The organism is Leeuwenhoekiella sp. A16, assembly GCF_047946675.1.
Lineage (GTDB): Bacteria > Bacteroidota > Bacteroidia > Flavobacteriales > Flavobacteriaceae > Leeuwenhoekiella.
Genome location: NZ_CP172313.1, coordinates 3,501,462 through 3,520,865, shown reverse-complemented (window position 1 = coordinate 3,520,865; position 19,404 = coordinate 3,501,462). Strand labels below are relative to the sequence as shown.

Annotated in this window: 15 protein-coding genes; 7 read left to right on the top strand and 8 right to left on the bottom strand. The window is 36.4% G+C overall.

The genetic code is table 11. The features are described from left to right. Window positions 1–8: 8 nt before the first annotated feature. Together hpf and ACH3O9_RS15380 are read right to left on the bottom strand one after the other, a co-directional pair. Window positions 9–314, bottom strand: a complete 306-nt coding sequence (gene hpf, locus ACH3O9_RS15385; protein ID WP_416442013.1) for a ribosome hibernation-promoting factor, HPF/YfiA family — start codon at window positions 312–314, stop codon at window positions 9–11. Window positions 315–427: 113 nt separating this feature from the next. After that, window positions 428–1,384 (bottom strand): TerC family protein, encoded by a 957-nt coding sequence (locus ACH3O9_RS15380; protein WP_416442011.1) that lies wholly within the window; start codon window positions 1,382–1,384, stop codon window positions 428–430. A gap of 147 nt (window positions 1,385–1,531) precedes the next feature. On the opposite strand from ACH3O9_RS15380, the gene ACH3O9_RS15375 reads away from it, so the two are divergent. The 3 genes from ACH3O9_RS15375 (at window position 1,532) to ACH3O9_RS15365 (ending at window position 8,796) form a co-directional block, all read left to right on the top strand. Continuing rightward, window positions 1,532–3,562 (top strand): aconitate hydratase, encoded by a 2,031-nt coding sequence (locus ACH3O9_RS15375; protein WP_416442009.1) that lies wholly within the window; start codon window positions 1,532–1,534, stop codon window positions 3,560–3,562. Window positions 3,563–3,676: 114 nt separating this feature from the next. Continuing rightward, on the top strand, window positions 3,677–4,609 hold the full coding sequence (locus tag ACH3O9_RS15370; protein WP_416442007.1) for a formate/nitrite transporter family protein: 933 nt from the start codon (window positions 3,677–3,679) through the stop codon (window positions 4,607–4,609). Window positions 4,610–4,803: 194 nt separating this feature from the next. Next, a complete protein-coding gene (locus tag ACH3O9_RS15365; protein ID WP_416442005.1) occupies window positions 4,804–8,796 on the top strand; it encodes a DUF5689 domain-containing protein in 3,993 nt (1,330 codons plus the stop codon). A gap of 89 nt (window positions 8,797–8,885) precedes the next feature. Here the strand turns inward: ACH3O9_RS15365 and ACH3O9_RS15360 are convergent, their stop codons facing one another. Further along, window positions 8,886–9,089, bottom strand: coding sequence for a hypothetical protein (locus ACH3O9_RS15360; RefSeq protein WP_416442003.1), 204 nt, complete (start codon window positions 9,087–9,089; stop codon window positions 8,886–8,888). 261 nt (window positions 9,090–9,350) lie between these two features. Continuing rightward, window positions 9,351–10,301: a cation diffusion facilitator family transporter gene (locus ACH3O9_RS15355; RefSeq protein WP_416442001.1), complete on the bottom strand. Its 951-nt coding sequence runs from the start codon at window positions 10,299–10,301 to the stop codon at window positions 9,351–9,353. A gap of 225 nt (window positions 10,302–10,526) precedes the next feature. Here ACH3O9_RS15355 and ACH3O9_RS15350 point away from each other — a divergent pair, with 225 nt between their 5' ends. Beyond that, on the top strand, window positions 10,527–11,573 hold the full coding sequence (locus ACH3O9_RS15350) for a toll/interleukin-1 receptor domain-containing protein (RefSeq protein ID WP_416441999.1): 1,047 nt from the start codon (window positions 10,527–10,529) through the stop codon (window positions 11,571–11,573). Window positions 11,574–11,725: 152 nt separating this feature from the next. After that, window positions 11,726–12,964 (top strand): TIR domain-containing protein, encoded by a 1,239-nt coding sequence (locus ACH3O9_RS15345; RefSeq protein WP_416441997.1) that lies wholly within the window; start codon window positions 11,726–11,728, stop codon window positions 12,962–12,964. 153 nt (window positions 12,965–13,117) lie between these two features. On the opposite strand, the gene ACH3O9_RS15340 is transcribed toward ACH3O9_RS15345, so the two are convergent. The 4 genes from ACH3O9_RS15340 to ACH3O9_RS15325 all read right to left on the bottom strand — a co-directional run bounded on the left by ACH3O9_RS15340 (window position 13,118) and on the right by ACH3O9_RS15325 (window position 17,599). Then, the gene (locus tag ACH3O9_RS15340; protein WP_416441995.1) at window positions 13,118–14,845 is read right to left on the bottom strand and encodes a UvrD-helicase domain-containing protein; all 1,728 of its coding nucleotides are present in this window, start codon (window positions 14,843–14,845) and stop codon (window positions 13,118–13,120) included. A 6-nt stretch (window positions 14,846–14,851) separates the two neighbouring features. Further along, entirely contained in the window at window positions 14,852–16,747 is a 1,896-nt protein-coding gene (locus ACH3O9_RS15335; RefSeq protein ID WP_416441993.1) for an ATP-dependent nuclease, read from the bottom strand. Between the two features lie 311 nt (window positions 16,748–17,058). Continuing rightward, the gene (locus ACH3O9_RS15330; protein WP_416441991.1) at window positions 17,059–17,355 is read right to left on the bottom strand and encodes a type II toxin-antitoxin system RelE/ParE family toxin; all 297 of its coding nucleotides are present in this window, start codon (window positions 17,353–17,355) and stop codon (window positions 17,059–17,061) included. Beyond that, complete coding sequence (locus tag ACH3O9_RS15325) at window positions 17,342–17,599, bottom strand: type II toxin-antitoxin system ParD family antitoxin (RefSeq protein WP_416441989.1); 258 nt, start codon at window positions 17,597–17,599, stop codon at window positions 17,342–17,344. Before ACH3O9_RS15325 ends, ACH3O9_RS15330 begins: the two co-directional genes overlap by 14 nt. Before the next feature lie 381 nt (window positions 17,600–17,980). On the opposite strand from ACH3O9_RS15325, the gene ACH3O9_RS15320 reads away from it, so the two are divergent. Then, complete coding sequence (locus ACH3O9_RS15320) at window positions 17,981–18,538, top strand: DUF4494 domain-containing protein (RefSeq protein ID WP_416441987.1); 558 nt, start codon at window positions 17,981–17,983, stop codon at window positions 18,536–18,538. A gap of 214 nt (window positions 18,539–18,752) precedes the next feature. Beyond that, window positions 18,753–19,400 (top strand): thiamine phosphate synthase, encoded by a 648-nt coding sequence (locus ACH3O9_RS15315; protein WP_416441985.1) that lies wholly within the window; start codon window positions 18,753–18,755, stop codon window positions 19,398–19,400. Window positions 19,401–19,404 lie beyond the last annotated feature (4 nt).

The window sequence follows — 19,404 nt, the reverse complement described above, 5'->3', positions numbered from 1 at the left end:
AGCCTCTATTAATAATGAGATTTCATTTTATCCTTACGTTTATGTAATTGCGTATCAAGCTCTTTTACACAAACGGCAACCGCTTCATGAAAGTTTTTACTATTGCTTTCGGCGAAAAGACGAGGTCCCGGGGCGCTTAAACGTATACCACATTTTTTTCCGGTATCATCACTAGAGGTATTTTCAGTTTTAAAGAAAATGTCTGCTCTTACGATAAAATCATACTTATTTACCAATTTATCCATTTTCTCTTTCGCGAAAGTTTCCAGACTTGCACTGGCCTGTACATCGTGATATTCAAAATTATAATTCATATGTTCGATTTTTAATATCTCTAAATTTATGAAATGCCGAAGCAAGCCCAAACTACTTTAGGTTTTCTTTGGCAAGACAATTCTAATTTTAAGTACTTTTTAAGGGGTTTTTGCTATTCCTGAGCCGGTTTTTCTGATGAGTCATCAATAACTCTGGAGGCGATAATGCCACCAGCTAGTGAAAGTATGATAACTGCCAGTGAAAGCCATTCTGGTACCTCGATCATGTGAGAGAATATCATTTTAAGACCCACAAATGCAAGAATTACTACCAGACTATAGTTTATGTATCTAAATTTTGCCAGCATACGCGAAATAAGAAAATACATAGAACGTAAGCCAAGTATCGCAAGAATGTTTGAAGTAAAAACTATAAAAGGATCTGCTGTTATAGCCAGTATTGCGGGAATACTGTCTAAAGCAAATAAAATATCTGTAAGTTCTATAATAATAAGAGCAAGAAAAAGTGGCGTTGCTGCCTTAACGCCCATTCTTTTAATAAAAAAATGCGGTCCAGAAATAGTAGGTGTTAACGGGAATACCTTTTTTACATATCTATAGACCTTAGACTTTTTAGGGTCAAAATCTTCGTCTTCACCCTTGAGCATTTTAAAGGCAGTGATAAGCAGGAATCCACCAAAAACGTAAATAATCCAGTCAAATTTGTTGATTAGTGCCACCCCAAATAATATCATCAACGCACGGAATATTATAGCGCCCAGAATACCCCAAAATAAAACACGGTGTTGATACTTAGGCGGTATTTGAAAAGATGAAAATATCACAGCAATCACAAAAACATTATCTATACTTAAAGACAATTCTATAAGGTAGCCAGTGATATATTTTAGAACTGCACGGTTAGGAGTAAGATTTGTAGGGTTTTCAATTAATTCAGCAGAAAACAACCAGTATACCACACCGCTAAAAGCGAGCGCAACCGTTACCCATACTGCCGTCCATATACCGGCCTCTTTGCTTTTTATTACATGAGCGCTGCGGTTAAAGACCCCTAGATCCAGCGCAAGACAAATAAGTATAAATACGAGAAAAAGACCCCAGATGAGCATATAAAAAATGTTTCGCTACAAATGTAATATAGATTTGAAGCAGGCCGATGTTACAGATTCTAAATTGCTGTTAAATAATTGTAGATACAGGGCTTTCTCTGTAATTTTTAAACTCTAAAACAAAAAATCAATCTATAAACTATAATTATGAGCGCGCTTAACGTAACTCAAAAATTAATTAATGACCATTTAATAGAGGGGGAGCTTATTCCCGGTAAAGAGATAGGTCTTAAAATAGATCAGGCATTGCTTCAGGATGCTACCGGTACTTTAGTTCAACTAGAATTAGAAGCTATGAATCTTGACCGTGCAAAGACTGAGGTTGCCGTACAATATGTAGATCATAATCTGCTGCAAACAGATTTTAAAAATGCAGATGATCATGCTTTTTTGCATAGCGCCGCTCAAAAATTTGGCTTATGGTTTAGCAGACCGGGAAATGGTGTAAGTCACCCTGTACATATGGAGCGCTTTGGCAAACCCGGCAAGACTATGGTGGGCTCAGACAGTCACACTCCGGCGGCAGGATCGCTAGGTATGCTGGCGATAGGTACCGGCGGGCTTGATGTTGCTGCTGCAATTGCGGGACAACCTTATTTTGTAAAGATGCCTCAAGTGATGGGCGTAAAACTTACTGGTAAACTGCCTGACTGGGTGAGTGCAAAAGATGTCATTCTTGAGATGCTAAGACGTTACGATGTAAAAGGTGGCGTAGGAAAAATTATTGAATATTATGGTGAGGGTTTAAAGCATTTAAGCGCAATGGACAGACATGTCATTGCAAATATGGGGGCAGAATTGGGAGCGACCACTACCGTTTTCCCAAGTGACGATGAGACCAGAAAATTTTTAAAAGCCCAACATCGGGAAGAAGACTGGACAGAACTTCTCGCTGATGAAGGTTGCGAATATGATTTGCATGACGAGATTATTCTAGATGATCTTGTTCCTCTAATAGCATTACCTACAAGTCCCGGAAATGTTGTTCCTGTAAGAGAAGTAGAAGGTAAAGAAATAGGACAGGTAGTGATTGGTTCTTCTGCAAACCCGGGATTACGAGATTTCTGGATGGCTGGAGCCATAGTAAAAGATAAAACTGTAGATGGTGATATTTCTTTCGATATAAATCCTACCTCAAGACAGATCATTCAAAATATGATAGATAATCGCGCTTTTGCTAATCTTATAACAGCAGGTGCTCGTTTTCACCAGTCAGGTTGTATGGGTTGTATTGGTATGGGTCAGGCACCAGCATCAGACACGATAAGTTTGAGAACAATGCCACGTAATTTCCCCAGCCGTTCTGGTACAGAAGATGATCAGGTACATTTATGTAGTCCCGAGACTGCAGCAGCTTCTGCCTTAACGGGTAAAATAACTGATCCTCGTGATCTTGAGAAACTTTTCGGAATGACTTATCCTAAGTATGAACAACCTGAAAAAGAGATCATTAATACAGATATGCTCATCGCTCCTGCTGAAGACGGGTCGAAAATAGAACTTAAAAAAGGACCAAATATTAAGTCATTACCCACAACAGAGCCTCTGGTAGATAAGGCCGAAGTGCCCGTATTGCTCAAAATGGAAGATAATATCTCTACAGATGAGATATTACGTGCCGGGGCAGAGGTTTTACCATTTAGAAGTAATCTGCCTGAAATTAGTAAATTCTCATATTCAGTTATAGATAAGACATTTTATGATCGCGCACAAAAATCTAAAGAAAGTCATGGTGGGCACATTGTTGTTGCCAGAGATAATTATGCCCAGGGTTCTAGTAGGGAACATGCTGCATTGGCACCAAAATATCTGGGTCAGGTTGCAGTAATAGCAAACAGCTACGCCCGTATTGCGTGGCAAAATCTTGTTAATTTTGGTATTCTGCCATTAGAATTTATTTCCTTAGCAGATTATAACAAAATTGAGCAGGGAGATATAGTTAGTTTTAAAAACCTTAGAGAAGATGTTGCTAACCGAAACAATATACACGTTTTGGTAAAGAAAGAGAACGGGAAGACCGAAGAGTTTGAGACCAGACATTCATTAAGTGACAGACAAATTCAGGTATTATTAAAAGGCGGAATTATTAATGAGTTCAAATCGCGCCTTTCTAATAAAGAAGTTGATGCGGTTGATAAAAATACTGTAACGGCCAATGAGCGGCAGCAAATAAAATAATTTAAAATAACATAATACTGAGCTTTTATACCCTTTGGGCTAACCCCTAAAGGGTAATGTATTTAACCCCCGACAGAAAACTACTAGTCTGGCTACTGTCTTTATAAACATTTTATGGCAACGGAAAACAACAAAAGAGATGATTCTTCAAAAGACAGTAAATCAATTATAGATGGCGGCAATGAGAAAGAAGAGAAGAAAAAACAGAAGCAGGAAGATATTGACAATGAGCTGGAAAATTCTGAATCTACAAACGATAACAGAGCAAAAACTCATGGTGAAATATTAAAACAGCAAATAATTGAAGGTCAGGAAACTTATGATCGCAGTTCGAGTAGTATTCTATTAAGTTCGCTCACTGCGGGATTAGAAATAGGTTTCAGTTATTTAATGTTATGTGCTGTTTTTTATTTTTTCACTGATAAGGTATCAGAAGAATCTGTGTTTAAAATAATAGCTTTTGTGTATCCTATTGGTTTCATCCTGGTAATTCTGGGTCAATCAATTTTGTTCACAGAGCAGACTTCTTTGCTCAGCCTACCGGTATTGAATAAAAAACGCTCTTTAGGTAGTTTGTTAAAACTGTGGGGACTTGTTATAATAGGAAATTTAATTGGAGGTTATCTCATGTCTTTTCTTATGGTTTGGATAGGACCGGAATTAGAAATTTTTACTCTGGATTCTATAGAAAAGATAGCCGTTCATGTTACAAGAGCAGAATCATTTGTCATATTCATAAGCGCCATTTTAGCCGGTTGGCTCATGGGATTACTTTCATGGCTTTTAACATCATCACAGGATACTATGAGCAGAATAATAATAATTTATATTGTAACTGCAGTTATGGCTTTTACAGGATTGCACCACAGCATCATAGGTAACGTAGAAGTTTTTGCAGGTTTGATAAGTTCGCCTAATATCACTCTCGCCGATTATGTGTCATTTGAAAGTTTGGCCTTGATTGGTAATGCAGTAGGTGGGGCTGTTTTTGTGGCGCTGTTAAAATATCGCGCTTTTGTTTACAACATCAATAGCGTGAGTTCATAATTCACTAATTAATAATTACTTATAAAATATAATTTTCTGTGATTTTTTAGGTGATTCAATTCTACAAGTATCATGGCTAAAGGCAGTATTAACAATGGTTTATAACTTAAGCGTTATTTAATATTGGCGAAACATTAGGAAGGGTAGTGAAGGGTTATTTTCGCAACGATTATAACCTCTAAAAATTATCTCTAATGATCAGAAAATTACCCTTTTTGTTTGTCATTTTTTGTGCTGTATTCTTTTCAGCGTCATTAAATGCACAAACAGTTTTTATTAATGAGATCCATTATGACAATGATGGAGCAGACGCCGGCGAAGCAATCGAAATTTCAGGACCCGCCGGTACAGACCTTGAAGGTTGGACGTTAGCCCTCTACAACGGAAGCAATGGCAGCGAGTATGGTAGCATTACGTTATCAGGAATTATTCCCGATCAATCTTCAGGTTTTGGAACACTTTCGTTCGAAAAATCAGGAATTCAGAATGGTTCTCCTGATGGTTTAGCACTTATTGACAACAATAACAATGTTGTTCAATTTTTAAGCTATGAAGGTACTTTAGTTGCCGTTGGCGGCCCGGCAGATGGACAATCAAGTACAGACATAGGTATTGCAGAAAATGGTACCGAAGCAGTAGGCGGTGCGCTACAATTAACGGGAACAGGGACAACCTACACAGATTTCGTATGGAATTCTTTAGCTGTAAGTACATTTGGCAATGTAAATACAGATCAGTCTTTTGGTACATCTACAGATACTGAACCCGATCCCGTTACAACAGATTTTGTGGCTTTTATCAATGAGATCCACTACGATAATGCAGGTGGTGATGTAAATGAAGGAGTTGAGATTGCTGCATACGCAGGAGCAGACCTCACAGGATGGTCTCTAATTCTATACAACGGTAATGACGGTTCATCTTATAAAACTGTTAATCTTTCTGGTGTTGTTGAAAATGAGAATGGTGGTTTTGGAACCATCTTTTTCGCTATAGCAGGTTTACAAAACGGCTCACCTGATGGTGTGGCTCTTGTTAATGCAGATGGCGAACTCGTACAATTTTTAAGCTATGAAGGTTCTTTTGCAGCTGTTGGCGGGCCAGCAGATGGCATAACCAGTACAGATATTGGTGTAGAAGAAACCAGCTCTACTCTAGAGACAGGTTCTTTACACTTGGTTGGTGAAGGAGAGCTTTATTCCGATTTTACCTGGGAAATAACCGATATTAACAGCTTTGGGGCGGTTAATGCAGGCCAGACTTTTCTTCATGAAACTATCGTTTTTATTAACGAACTTCATTATGACAATGTAAGTACAGACAGTAACGAAGCTATTGAAGTTGCTGGTACTGCAGGGACAGATCTTGCAGGCTGGTCTCTTGCACTTTACAATGGTAATAACGGTGCCGTTTACAATACAATTAGCTTAAGCGGAATTCTGCCAAACCAGGATAATCATTTTGGTACTCTAGCGTTTTATCCATCCAGTATTCAAAATGGATCGCCAGATGCAATCGCACTTATTGATGCAGAAGGAAATACTATACAATTTTTAAGCTATGAAGGTACATTTGCTGCTGTTGACGGCCCTGCAACAGGCTTGACCAGTACAGATATAGGAGTAGAAGAAACAGGTGCTACAGCTGCAGAAGCTTCTCTTCAACTTACCGGTTCTGGACGTTATTATGAAGATTTTGTGTGGGCGGTTACCACTTCTAATACATTTGGAAATATCAACACAGATCAAAGTTTTGGAGGTATAATTACTCCGGAACCTGAGCCAGACCCAATTGATCCTGATGCAATTATCACAATAGCTGAAGCACGTGCAGCGAGTGAAGGTGCTTTAGTAACGATCACTGGTATTTTAACTGCGGCAGATGAACTGGGCGGTCCTGCTTATATTCAGGATGCTACCGGTGCAATGGCGATTTACGATCAGGCTGTTCACGGTGAAGGAGTTTTCGCCATAGGCGATTCTATAACAGTACAGGGCACCCGCACCGCTTACAATGAATTAATCCAATTAAGCCCTGTTAATCAGGTAGATAATAACTCACCGGCTACGACCACTATTACTCCGGTGACTGTAACTTTAGCTGAAATTCAAAATTATCGCGGGCAATTGGTTCGCATTGAGAATGTAAGTTTTGCTACACCGGGTGAATTGTTCTTTGGTGATTCTAATTATATAATCACAGATTCAAGCGGTGGTGCAGAGTTGCGTATTGATAATGACGTTGAAGGTCTAGTTGGTCTTGCTCAACCAGAAAATTGTGGTGCTATAACTGCAATTGTAAGCAGGTTTAAAGATACATTTCAACTATTACCACGTATGGCTTCAGATGTGCCTTGTGCGGCTCCTTATGTTGCACCGGGTGATATGATAGATCTTTCTAAAGATGAGACATTTGATATCGCTGCGTGGAATATAGAATGGTTTGGTGATGAAGGTAATTCACCTGCAGCCGGTAATCCGCTTTCAGATGAAATACAGAGAGATAGCGTTCTTGCTGTTATCAAGAAACTAGATCTTGATGTTTTAACTGTAGAAGAAATTTCTGATGACGTTCTTTTCGCAGATCTTGTTAGCCGTTTACCCGGTTACGATTATATATTATCTGAAGGTGTTTCTTATCCTGAACCTTATGGTACAGATCCACATCAAAAAGTAGGTTTTATCTATAAAACATCAACAGTTAAACCCGTATCTACTAAAATCTTACTTAAGAGCCTGCACCCTTATTACGGCGGTAACGGTGACTTACTTGTAGATTATCCCGAAAGCGATCATACCCGTTTTTACGCCAGTGGAAGACTTCCATTTTTAATGACAGCAGATGTTACTATTAATGGTGCTACAGAGCAACTTGATATTATTGCTTTACATGCACGTGCAAATACGGGTGATTTGCAGTCTAAATATGACATGCGTAAATATGATGTAGAAGTTCTTAAAGACACGCTTGATGCACAATATGCAGATCGCAACGTGTTAATTCTGGGTGATTATAATGACGACGTTGATGAGACCGTTGCTGAAGGTATTAATACCACTGTATCAAGTTATGTTTCATATGTAAATGATGCGGCTAATTATAAAGTAGTTACTTCAGAACTTAGTGAAGCGGGGAGACGTTCATACGCTTTCTATCCTAATATGATAGATCACATCACGATCACAGATGGTTTGTTTGATAATTATATTGCTAATACTGCTTCTGTGCATTATGAGTTCTACGATAGTGATTACACGAGAACAACATCAGATCACTTTGCAATTTCAGCGAGGTTTAAATTTACGCAGCCGTTTGTGCTCAATACTGTTGAGACCACAGATGTTACGTGTAACAATGCTGCAGATGGTACTGCTACGGTTTCAGTTTCTGGCGGAGTACAACCTTATTCTTATGAATGGAGTGATGCACAAACAAGTGCTACTGCGACAGATCTTGATGCCGGTACATATAGCGTTACCGTTACAGACGCTCGAGGCGAAAGTGTAACTTCTGGTGAAGTTGTTATTTCACAACCAGACGCAATTACTTTCAGCACAAGTGATGACAGCACAGTTTATGCCGGCTATGACGACGATACGTGTAAGACACTTGCTGTAAGCGAAATCAATACAGGTGATGAGGCTTATGACGTATTATGGAGTACAGGTGAAACTACAGAAAGTATTTCTGCTTGTCCTACAGAAACGACTACATATTCAGTAACGGTGACGACTGCTTCAGGTTGTAGCCTGACAAAAGAAATTACGGTTACAGTAGAAGATGTAAGCTGTGGAAACAACAAATGGAATCAAAAAGTACAACTTTGCTTTAGAGGGAAGGCACTTTGTGTTTCTAAAAATGCAGTACCTGCGCTATTGCGAAATGGTGCTACATTAGGAAGCTGCTCAGACAGTAAACAACCTACTGTTTCTTTAACTAACGTGCGTGTTGCTCAAAACCCGGTTCATAACGTTGCTAAACTTTATGTGGAGAGCACAGGTGATGTAAAAGTAAGCTTTGAGCTTTACGATTTCTTTGGTCGCAAGCAATACAGCTCTAAAGAGAAAGTGAATGCAGGAAGATCTGAGATCTACCTAGATCTGCACAAACTGCGTAAAGGGATTTATTTCCTTAAAGCTAATGTAGATGGAGTAGTGCAGCAGACTAAAATTTTGATCAAGAAATAAAAATCGGTCATTTTATACTAAAAACCCGGTCTTTATGACCGGGTTTTTTTATGATTATAATTGTTAAAAATTAAATCTTACCACAACATTCAAAATGCATCATGATCCTGCTTGTCACCTTTTCTTACAAAAGGTATGAGCAATGCGGCTAAACTTGCCAGAACACTGCCGCCTATTACACCCAGAAAAATTGAATTTACCACTTTATGAGTATCCAGATAATAAAAACCAAAAGTGAATATTCCTGTGCTTAAAAAAGTTATTATGAATATTTTAATACGCTGCTTAGTCATTTTTCTGTTTAAATTACAAAATTGTAAGCACACACGTAAAGTCAGCGGGGTACATATAATTCATTTTAAGAATAATATAAGATAGTAGGGAAGGGGAGCAATTTATCCTGCGTTTTCACGAAAAAATCAGCAGATTTTACCTCTTTTTTAACCGATTTTCAGGGCTTAATAAGCTGATTTTTAGATCGTAAAACCCTGATTTCATAGCCATTTACACCGATTTTCTACCCATTTTGCTAGGCTTAGCTTAGTTCTCACCGCTTAGATTTTGCGGTTAAAGGTTTTTAAGCGGGTTATGTGGCGTATGGGATCATTTATGGTTTGAATAAATACTTGACTTATCTGCGGTACTTTTTCTGTGATCTCTATGCGCAGTTTGTTTACAATATCTTCGGCAACTAATAATTCAAGATCATCAAGCAGATCTACTTCAATTACAAGCAGAATACTATCTGGGCCAAAGTGCATTGTTTTTGGGAAATTCCATTTTTTTACGTTCTCATTACTGTCTAGTATTTTCTCTACATCATCAAGAATCTCAGGTCTGGCGCTTTCTCCCAGCAATAAACCTTTTGTCTCATGAGCGAGGAAAGTTGCCACGACTAATAAAAGCACACCAATTAGTAAAGAAGCGCAACCATCAAGATATGGATTCTCTAATGCTTTTGCCAGATAAACCCCTACAAGCGCAATAAACAAACCGGTCACGGCCGCTGTATCTTCTATGATCACGGCAAAGTTGGCGGGATCTTTACTCTTTATAATATTACCTATTAAACTACCGGTTTCATGTGATTTATTAAAAGTACGCAAAGCGATAATTAAAGAAGTACCTTCAAAAACGATAGCTGCGATAAGAACGATATAATTCCAGGTTGGGTCTTCTACAACGTGAGGATCCTGTAAAGCGTGCACGCCTTCATAAATAGCAAAACCGCCACCCATAGCAAAAATGAGAATACTTACTATAAAACTCCAGAAATAGATCTCTTTCCCGTAACCAAAAGGATGTTCTGCATCTGCAGGTTTTAGAGAGCGTTTTATACCCAGTAATAAAAGGAGGCCGTTGCCGGTATCAATAAGCGAGTGAATTCCCTCTGCGAGCATGGCAGAACTTCCGGTAAAAAAGGAAGCTACAAATTTACTTAAAGCAATAAGAGTATTGGCTACAATAGCGCCGTAGATCGCGAGTTTAGAACCGCCTGTTGACATAGATTAATTGTTTAGATTGAAAATTACATTTTTTACAGCACATAGCGCAGGGGAGTAGCTTTTGCAAAACGTTTTTTAAATAAAAATTAGGATAATGAGACCAAGTAGCTCAAAATAACCCACTGGCAGCAGATTGTGTAAAAAGTAACAATAACGTATTTCGCGTAAGCTTAAACCACTGGCGTTTAAATATTTATTATATTTATAGTACTTGTCTTGATAATCATGGCGTCTTCTAAAAAAATATTCATCAGCTATTCCCGTGCAAATCTGGGTTATGTGACTCAGCTTGTAAAAGTATTGCGTAATAAAGGGATCGAGGTATGGTTTGATCAACATATAGAAGGCGGCGATGTGTGGGATAATGAACTCGAGCATCAGCTTAAAAATGCAGATGTAATTATCTGGGTGTTGTCTAAAGCTTCTGTAGCTTCAGAAAATGTAGCTAATGAGATAAGTTATGCAGAAAGTCTCAATAAAAAGGTCATTCCCATAAAGATAGAAAACTGCGATATGCGCATGCGCTGGGCGCGAAAACAATACATCAACTTTATAGGCAGCCATTCTGAAGAAGGTTTAAAACAACTAATTCACGATATTGATAAAGAAGATGAACCGGGAGAAAAACCGCCTAAACCACCATATAAACCCTATCCACCGTTTAAAAAATCATCTGGTACACCGGTTTTAAAAATACTGCTCATAACAGGTGGTGCGATCTCCTTGATTTTTGTGTTTTTTATAATTGTATTTGCAGCCCTTGGCTCTATAGATACTCCGGTTGATCCCGATCCTGTAGATCCCGTGGAGTATGATCAATCTGGTTTTACAAATACAGATCCAGATGATTATAATGATACAGATTACTCAAACGTAGACACACCGGCGATAACGCCTGCAAGCACAACAGAACCTATACAGAGCAATTATACAGATCCTGTTGCGAGTTACACACCTACAGACCGTGAGAAACTGTATGGTTATGTATATTCTGGCACGTATGCAGACCAGATCAATCTGGGCTGGGTTTTATACGCTCAGTTGTATTATGGCAACATTAGCACCGCTTTTTTTAATACAGATTATAATACCGTACCGGCTATTGGCACTTATGTAACTTCTACACAATCTACATCTGTTTACAATGCTGTGCCCACACCGTACCAGGCAGCAACTGTGCTTAGTAATATGCCGGCGAGCAAAGTGGGAGTAGTGGTTAATTTTTACATTACAGATACAGAAATGTGGCTTTATCTGGCTTATGCACGGTAATTAGCAAAGAATTTCTGTTTTATAAGTGGAATAAAATCTAAAATATCCTGCTTAAAGAGCCAAAATAACAGCATTAAAATCCCCTAAAATAGAGGTGAAATCACCCTTAAACCGCTAATAATCAGAATGTATATTTACATAAAGGCATCGTTATGGGCAAAAATCTATTTATAAGCTATTCACGGGCAGACATAGATTATGTAAAACGGCTGGTAGATATTTTGCGCGATAAGGGCTTTAATATTTGGTTTGATGCTAACATACGTTCCGGCCAACACTGGGACCAGACCATACAACAGGAAATCACTAAATCTGATATTCTAATTATCATACTGTCAGTCAATTCGGTGGCATCTAATAATGTGATGGATGAAGCTTCGTATGCCATGAGCAAAGACAAGACCATCATCCCCGTGCGTATAGATAACTGTGAGGCGCCCATGCGGCTGGCCAGATTTCAGCACATAGATCTGTCTAAAGATTTTAAAGCAGGAGTAGAGCGGCTGGTCTCAGATATTAATTACGATAGCGGAAATACAAATACCGCTTTCGCGAAAGCTAAACCTGTTACAGCATATACAAATGAGATAAAACCAGATAACAAACTCAAAAAAATACTGCTCATTGCGATTCCCGTAATTCTAATTGTGGGCGGAATTTTCTGGTATGCCGGAAAAGGAAATGGTCCCGTAAACAAAATAAAAGCGGAAGAAGCCATACCGGTAGCGGTAGATTCTACAATCGCCGAAACTCCTGTAAAGGAAGAACCCACAAAACCAACTGAAGGTACTGGCACAGAAACTGAACCACCAGATGATAAAGAACCGGTTAATCCCGGTGGTTTTACTAAACCCACATTAAAAAATCCTGCTTTTAAAAATGCCCACATAGCAACACTTAGTAGTGAGGCTCTGTCAAAAGTCACCAATTCTAAAAGCATAATCATAAACGGCCAGATCTGGTCTGCAAATGACATCAATCTTGAGAATTCGCTGTCTGTATGCTATAACAATGATTGTAAGAATGGGCGTTTATATACATTAAGAGGTGCAGCGCTGGCATGTAAATCGCTGGGCGATGGCTGGCGGTTGCCCACAGATGCCGACTGGCAAAAACTTGTACGCAGTCATGGCGCAGATTTTAACGAACTTACAGTTGGCGGAAATTCACAGTTTAATGCGACCTTATCTGGTAAGCGCATTTATAACACAGATAATTTCTATTTCTACGATCTTGGTTCTGTGGGTTATTACTGGAGCGGTACGGCAGATAAAAAATCTAAAGGAAACGCATTTGTCTATATCTTTAGAATACGAGACGGCCAGAAAGCTGTTTTACGTGATACAAGCCCTATAAATGATTATATGTCGTGCAGATGTATAAAAGACTAGAATGGAGCAAAAGTGGAGAACAGAATAAAACTGGAGAAACAGAGGTTGTAAAATATTCTATTTTACATAATATAAATTATAGTGCAAATATGATAAATGAGTCAAACGGCGAGAGGCCAAGGACAACATTGAGATTCTATTTTAGATAATAACTTAACAGGAAATGAAGTCAATATCTTCACCAAGAATTTCTTTAACTTCATCATTAGTATATTTTGAATTAGGAACTCCAATAACCATTAAATCAATTGGTCTAGACATTGCTACATATATCATCCTTTTCTTTTCATTTGGAAATATAGCTGGTGTTGAATAATCGGATAATGAAATACTTTGACCTTTGCTAGTAGAACTTAAAATCATTAAAACAGAGTCAAAGGTTTTTCCTTTTACCTGATGAATAGTTGAAACAGGAACTACTAAACCATTATCCTTAAAATCAAACAAATCAGAAACACTTGTCTTATATTGCTTTAGCCATTGGCCTTTTTTTATGTCAAAATCTATATCATCGTCAAGTAGAAACATCTTTTTTAGATAAGCGCCACACAATTTAGACCAGTCTTCTAGAGTATTATTGAAACTAGGAACTCCTTTCAGAACTTCTATTATTAATGCATTGTATTCAGAATTGCTTTTTAATTCTAACACTCTTTCTTTTGAATCGAATTGATTTACGTTGGGGTTTTCAATTACAGGAACCACACTGCGTAAAATATTTACAGCACTTTTAATTTCATTATTTTTATAGCAAATTACAGCTCTAACCAAATAATTAGGGATTGAATTTTTCCATGGATAAACCTTGCCATTTCCTGCTCCTGTAATTAATTTCTGCATAGATTGACCACGCACTACGACTTGACAAGTATTATAATCTTCAGTTAATTCAATATATTTTTCGACACATTTAATTTCTTGACCATCATCGTACCTCAAAACACAAATATTCTTTTCAATATCTATATTTGCTGTTGAATTAACTTTCTTTTCATGGCTTAAACGTAATTTTTGATAAGCATTAATAATATTTTGAGATGAACGTCTACAACTCATTAACTCAAGACAATTCCAATTTTTTGTGTCTTTATACTTTGCATAAAATAAGTCTGGTCTTGCATCTCTAAACTCATACAGACTTTGATAAGGGTCGCCAATAAATTCAATGTTTTTTAGTCCCATTTCAATTAATTTATCAAAAATTGCATGTTGTATTTCAGAAGTGTCTTGAGCCTCATCAATAACCATAAAAGGAAACCTCTTAATTAACCACTCTCCTATTCTAGGAAAACTATTTAAAATTTGAAGTGCAAAATATTCTGAATCAGATGATTTTAAAAAACCAAGAGCTAATTGCTGGGTTTTAACAGCATTGCAATAATTAAAATATGTTTGTGAGCCATCTCCTCCAATAGTAGAATAAGTTGTTCCGTCAATTCTATATTCAATTGAACTTGGTTTATATGAATAAAGATATTTCCAGTGTTTTTTTAGTTGATAACTATTACTCAAAATCTCGTCTATTATGTTTCCTTCATCAATAATCTGTACTTTGCTCAAAGCTGGTTTAATTAAGTGAATAAAAGGTCTTGTTATAAAGGAGTATACAAAGCTATCAATTGTTGACACATCATTTGGAAAACCAAGTAACTTCCCTGTAAAGGATTTATATTTTTCATTGATTTCATCTTTTGCAACATTTGTAAATGACAAACATATGATACCAGCATATTCGCCAAAATCTCTATTGCACTCTTCTATTAATTGTTTTAGTTTATAGGCAATTGTAGTTGTTTTACCACTTCCTGGACAAGCGTTTAACATTACCTTCCCTCTTGCTTTTAAATACTCTTCTCGTTCTAGGCTATTCTCAAATTCCATTTACTATTATTTTAAATGATTAACTCCATTTTCGATATAGTATGGAACGATAAAATTCTTCTTTGCTTCTTCAAGGTTATCTAAAATATGTTGTGCAAAATCTTGTGCGAATTCTGATTTTGTAGGCAATGCTTTCCACATTAAAATAGGGATTCTTTGTTTTTGATTAGCATCAATATCATTACCTTTTATGGCATCAACATAAGCTTTAATTTTTTTGAATTCATTTGGTAAATTGTCTTCAATATATTTTACTAAAAAGTTGTTATAGAAATCCAACTTATTATTGGGGACATTGTCAGACGCTAATTGAAACTCTAATGTTTTTATTGCTGTATGCATTTCAATATTAGCAATTCCATTACTTACGGAAGTAATATTTTTCAGACGATTTGATTCATAAGGAGCTATTAATAGTTTATGGAAATCTTCTAAATTATTGTCTTCAAATAACACATCAAAGGGATAATTCTTTGATTCTTTTTTACATCTATCATCATCGGTAATTATTGTAACTTTCTTATCTAATCTTTTATCTTTATTAACAGAATTAAATAGATATAAGTAAGGGTAAAAAGAAATTCCCTCAATATTAACTAACTCAATTCTATAATCTTCTAATTGAAATCCTAGAACTTGTACAAAAGCATCTATTAATAATTCTTCAGAAATGCCTTCAACCAACAATATTCCTCTTGCATAAAATAGTTGAGATTTTGTTACATCAATATACCTAATAAGTTGCTTTCTTCTCTTTTTAATAGCATCTTCATCAAGTGTAATATGAGGTTTAGTAACATCTTCAATAATATTTTCTAATATTCTATCATTATAACAATCTATAATTCTAGTTGCTCTATTATTTAGATGTATTAAATTTTCAAATAATGCTTTTGATGTTAACGTTGGAGAATGGGTAGTTATAAAAAGTTGACTGTTTTTAGGAGCATTCGTCTCTTTTAAGAAATTAAATAAATTTAATTGCAACTGTGGATGTAAATGTGCTTCTGGTTCTTCAATTAACAATGAGAAATGCGATAATTTATCAACACTCAATCTATCTTTAATATCTCCTAATACTGTTGCTATATAAATAAGATTATTAAAGCCTAAACTATTTTGCCAAAGGTTAAATCCACTATTGGTATTTAATGTATTCTTGTCATGAGGTAAAAAAGGCTTAATAGCATTTACTATATATTCAATTTTGGCCTGATTCATTATTAGACCAATTTTATTTTCTTGTCCACTTTTAAAAATTTGTTCAAGATTTGTATTTACGCTATCTCTGGTTAACAAAACTTCATCTCTCTTTAATAAATCTTGATTTGCTTTACTAACTATTTCCTCAATCTCTTCATTTTTTCCTGCTCTTGTAACTATACGTTTTATTACTTTTCCAAGTATATTATTTCTAGTATTTAATAAATCTTTTGTACTGTCTCTTAATGCTCCAAGGTAGTAATGTTGAAACAATTCAAAAGTTTTATAGTCAGCTTTTTGTGACCCTCCAATTCCTGTAGAATAGCTAAATGATGGATACTTATCTTCTCTTCTTTCATACACAATTGTAATAGTTGCATAATCATCATCAGGAGTTTTTCCTAACATCAAATATTCATAAAAGGCTCCTTTTTGTTCATTCGATAAATCACTAAAAGTATATGTAATTTCTATTGTTTCAGAAGTGGTTTTTGCTCCTAAATCTTCAAAGAAATCTTCGTTGGAGATATAAATATCTCTTTTTGCATCTGCAACGTTATATAGTATGCGTATAGCGTCAATTAAGGCGGATTTACAACTCCCATTTTCGCCAATTATCATATTTATACTTGAATCAAAATCTGCTTCAAGGCTTTTAATCCCACGAAAATTGTGGATTTCTATTTTTGATAAATACATATTTTCAATTTTCTGTATGCTTTATGCTTTGGAATTACAAAAGTCACATTGCTGTTAAGTAGCTACAAGGGAGAGTTTAAATATACTATTTTTAATAAGTTACACTTTACGGTATCCCGTAATCCATTGGAAATTAATACAAAAAAAAGTCAATATCTAACTTTCTACTTCCCTCCTATTTTTTAGTTTCAGCTTGTTTTATAGCAACGAAACCTCCTGAAAAATCGACTTAAAGCATGAAAAAACCGCCTAAAACTGGCGACTTTCAGACGTTTATTCAAAAAATAAATGGAGTTTTGAGAAGGTAGCTATTAAAAAATCAGATGGCTCTCATAATCCATTCGTTGACTCAATACACGAATTATAAATATTCCTTCTGCCAGTGGTAGATAAAATACAGTGTGAGCTTGATATGTGAATCTTTTTAGATCATCTATAAACATTGATGCATCTCTGCCCAAATTAGGGTTTTCAGCAAGAACCTGAAAAACATCGTGCATGCCTAAAAAATACTTTTGTGTCTGTAGCAGTCCAAATTTATAGATTCCAAATTCGTACATCTCGGCTAAATCAATTTCTGCTTTGCGGGAGAGTTTATAAACGCCCATCTTCTTGCATACGCGCTTCAACTTCTTTCATGATTTCAAGCAACGACTTGGTACCCGCGCCACTTGCAAGCCCTTCATCAAGCTTACTTTTAAGTGCAAGAAATTTAGCATGATTAGCCTGATCCTGACGTACCAGATTTCGCAAGTACTCACTGTCGTTAGTGAATTCACCAGCTTCTATTTGTGCTTTTATCCATTTATCCTGCTTTTCGGTAAAGGTTACCGTTTTACGTACTGTGCTCATAATTCTATCATCATACTATTGGTGTAATTTAATGATTATAGAAGATAATTACTCAAACTTTTAAATGTATTTTCTAAAAGTAACCCCGCTTCTCTCTCCCTTAGTTAATCGTCCTTATTATTTTCCAAACAAATACAATCAACTAAAAATCAGCATAAACCATATAAAAATCGCCAAAAACAGGCGATTTTTCGGGATTAATTGATATTCATATTTTATAAATAACTATTCGACCAAATAACATTTCTTTCACGTAGCACCCTAACTCCCTCACTTAAAAGCTCTAAAAAATGAGCTTCTAAATTGTGAATATCTATCTATTTTTAGGAGGTTTTCGCCCAGAGCTAAATCCTATTTTTGAATTCTTAAAAATGAAAAGATATGAGTGCAACGTGGTATGAATGCAAAATAAAATACAGAAAATTTGACGAAGCGTCTGGTAAGCAAAAGGTAAAAACCGAACCTTTTTTAGTAGATGCTGTTTCTTATACTGAGGCCGAAAGCAGAATAACTGAAGAAATGGCCGCTTATTTAATGGAAGGTGAAGAAATTAAGATCACTAATATCAAAGTGGCTAATTATGCTGAGATTCATCCTTTTGAGAATTGTGATCGCTGGTTTAAATCTAAGGTTGCGTTAATCGCTTTTGACGAAGAAAGCGGTAAAGAGCGCAAAACAAATATTTATCTTCTGGTGCAGGCCAACGATGTAAAAGAAGCTTTTGAGCATACGGTGAGCACGATGGAAGATACAATGGGAGAATACAGCATCCCGGCTGTTTCTGAGTCTCCTATTATGGATGTGTTTCCTTATTTCACAGGTGAGGAAGATGATGCAGAGCGTGTAGAAGAATTTACAAGACTTAAGGATTCTGTTCCTGCTTCTAATGAAGAAAATGAAGAGTTGGCCATGGCAGATTCTCTTACAGAAGCTGAATAATATTTTTGATTAAAGGAAGGTTTTTGAGCGCCAGCGAGAAGTCGCACGTGTAGCTATTGATCAAATAATTATCAATACCAGAGTCACTTGTGTGATTTCTCAGTCGCTGAAAAGGCTTCTATTAAATGACAATTTATTGTTGTTTTAATGCGCTGTGCTTTCAGTATGAGTATCTTTAACAAGAATCTGTTTACCAAATTATTAAAATCAAGATATGATCATCCCAAAATTACATTATATATCTCAGGGAAATACTCAGGAAGAGCATTTGGCAAATATTCAGAATGCCTGTACTTCCGGTATTGAATTGGTGCGGTTAGGTTTGCAGAATGCATCAGAAAATGAGATGTCACAACTAGCTCAAGAAGCTATTAAGATCACATCTCATTTTCAAACACGGTTGATAATTTGCGATGATTATAAGTTGGCTAAAGAGATCAAAGCAGACGGCGTACATTTAAATAACCAGCCGCTCTCCCCTACTTTAATCAGAGCAAAGTTATATCCCTGGCAAATAATTGGCGCTACCGCTAATACACTTCAGGATTGTGAAGCAGTACTTGCTGCAGAGGTTGATTATATAAGTCTGGGGCCTTATAAAGCTGATAAAGCCACCACAGAGAATAAAAGTTGTGTTTTAGGTCTTAATGGTTACACACTAATCACAGAAGCTTTAAATACAAAAACGCATATCCTCGCTTTTGGCGAAATAACCACAAACGAAGTAAGCGATCTTTTAAAAGCCGGAGTTTCCGGGATTGTGCTTTCTAGCGAAATCACACGTGATTTTAATGCGATAAGAAGTTATAACGAACTTCTAAACGCATCTGTTACTGAAGAACAGCGTCATACTTTTGAATAGCTTA

Bases quoted from the DNA above. Each gene is read 5' to 3' on its own strand.
- ACH3O9_RS15315 (WP_416441985.1), top strand. From the start codon at position 18,753: ATGATCATCCCAAAATTACATTATATATCTCAGGGAAATACTCAGGAA.
- ACH3O9_RS15370 (WP_416442007.1), top strand. From the start codon at position 3,677: ATGGCAACGGAAAACAACAAAAGAGATGATTCTTCAAAAGACAGTAAA.
- hpf (WP_416442013.1), bottom strand. From the start codon at position 314: ATGAATTATAATTTTGAATATCACGATGTACAGGCCAGTGCAAGTCTG.
- ACH3O9_RS15340 (WP_416441995.1), bottom strand. From the start codon at position 14,845: ATGGAATTTGAGAATAGCCTAGAACGAGAAGAGTATTTAAAAGCAAGA.
- ACH3O9_RS15345 (WP_416441997.1), top strand. From the start codon at position 11,726: ATGGGCAAAAATCTATTTATAAGCTATTCACGGGCAGACATAGATTAT.
- ACH3O9_RS15350 (WP_416441999.1), top strand. From the start codon at position 10,527: ATGGCGTCTTCTAAAAAAATATTCATCAGCTATTCCCGTGCAAATCTG.
- ACH3O9_RS15325 (WP_416441989.1), bottom strand. From the start codon at position 17,599: ATGAGCACAGTACGTAAAACGGTAACCTTTACCGAAAAGCAGGATAAA.
- ACH3O9_RS15355 (WP_416442001.1), bottom strand. From the start codon at position 10,301: ATGTCAACAGGCGGTTCTAAACTCGCGATCTACGGCGCTATTGTAGCC.
- ACH3O9_RS15365 (WP_416442005.1), top strand. From the start codon at position 4,804: ATGATCAGAAAATTACCCTTTTTGTTTGTCATTTTTTGTGCTGTATTC.
- ACH3O9_RS15375 (WP_416442009.1), top strand. From the start codon at position 1,532: ATGAGCGCGCTTAACGTAACTCAAAAATTAATTAATGACCATTTAATA.
- ACH3O9_RS15320 (WP_416441987.1), top strand. From the start codon at position 17,981: ATGAGTGCAACGTGGTATGAATGCAAAATAAAATACAGAAAATTTGAC.
- ACH3O9_RS15380 (WP_416442011.1), bottom strand. From the start codon at position 1,384: ATGCTCATCTGGGGTCTTTTTCTCGTATTTATACTTATTTGTCTTGCG.
- ACH3O9_RS15330 (WP_416441991.1), bottom strand. From the start codon at position 17,355: ATGGGCGTTTATAAACTCTCCCGCAAAGCAGAAATTGATTTAGCCGAG.
- ACH3O9_RS15335 (WP_416441993.1), bottom strand. From the start codon at position 16,747: ATGTATTTATCAAAAATAGAAATCCACAATTTTCGTGGGATTAAAAGC.
- ACH3O9_RS15360 (WP_416442003.1), bottom strand. From the start codon at position 9,089: ATGACTAAGCAGCGTATTAAAATATTCATAATAACTTTTTTAAGCACA.